At 63.1% G+C, this 697-nt stretch carries 2 protein-coding genes; one reads left to right on the top strand and one right to left on the bottom strand.

All coding sequences use genetic code 11. The annotated features are described in order from the left end of the window. Positions 1–265: transposase (locus E4K65_RS46765; protein WP_209312100.1), on the top strand; the 265-nt coding region annotated here is incomplete at its 5' end. Positions 266–273: 8 nt separating this feature from the next. On the opposite strand, the gene E4K65_RS46760 is transcribed toward E4K65_RS46765, so the two are convergent. Then, positions 274–618, bottom strand: a complete 345-nt coding sequence (locus E4K65_RS46760) for a hypothetical protein (protein ID WP_135179769.1) — start codon at positions 616–618, stop codon at positions 274–276. Positions 619–697 lie beyond the last annotated feature (79 nt).

Below are 697 nucleotides of genomic sequence, written 5' to 3'. Positions count from 1 at the left end.
GATCAGCGGCCAGGTTCGCCGTGTCACCAAAGCGATCCGCCGCGAGATGCGGCGTCGCGCCGCCGTCGAGCCTGTGATCGGCCATCTCAAGGACGACCACCGGATGCGCCGTAACCATCTCAAGGGCCGCGACGGCGACCGCATCAACGCCGTGCTTGCCGCCGCTGGCTACAACTTCAGCCTGCTTCGCCGCTGGCTCGCGGAACTTTTACGCGGCCTGTTATGGATACTCTGTCGCCACCTATCGCAACCACACCTTGCCTAAAACGGTGCTCAGAGACGTTCTTCACAAACGACTGAATCGTCGCCATTGTGGATATAGAAGTGGCCGACGAGCCTGCCGGCAGTGCCGATCATAACCCATCCGCGACCGCAGGCGGGGTCATTTTCGTCGTGCCCTTCCCACGAGAACTCCGCGCACGCCGAACCGTCGCGGGTGCCGTAACGCACGTCCAGGAAGCCCTTCAGGGCCCCAAAGGCGATTTCGCCATCGGACTTGCCCCTGAAGCTGAGATGCGCCTCTTCGACAAGATCGAGGAAGTCAGTGTCCCAGTTGTCCATCTCAACGATGCGCCAGCGGCCGACAAAGGCCCTGGCGAAGCCGGGCGCCTTGGCCATCAGCCGGTCTCCGCGATCAGCTTGGGCGGCCGCACCAGATTGTAGGCGGCGGCAGCGAAGGTAAAGGCCCATCCGACAC

It is taken from the genome of Bradyrhizobium niftali (assembly GCF_004571025.1).
Lineage (GTDB): Bacteria > Pseudomonadota > Alphaproteobacteria > Rhizobiales > Xanthobacteraceae > Bradyrhizobium > Bradyrhizobium niftali.
This window is presented reverse-complemented; position numbering and strand designations above follow the sequence as displayed.

Coding starts and splice junctions, on each gene's coding strand:
- E4K65_RS46760 (WP_135179769.1), bottom strand. CDS start 618: ATGGCCAAGGCGCCCGGCTTCGCCAGGGCCTTTGTCGGCCGCTGGCGC.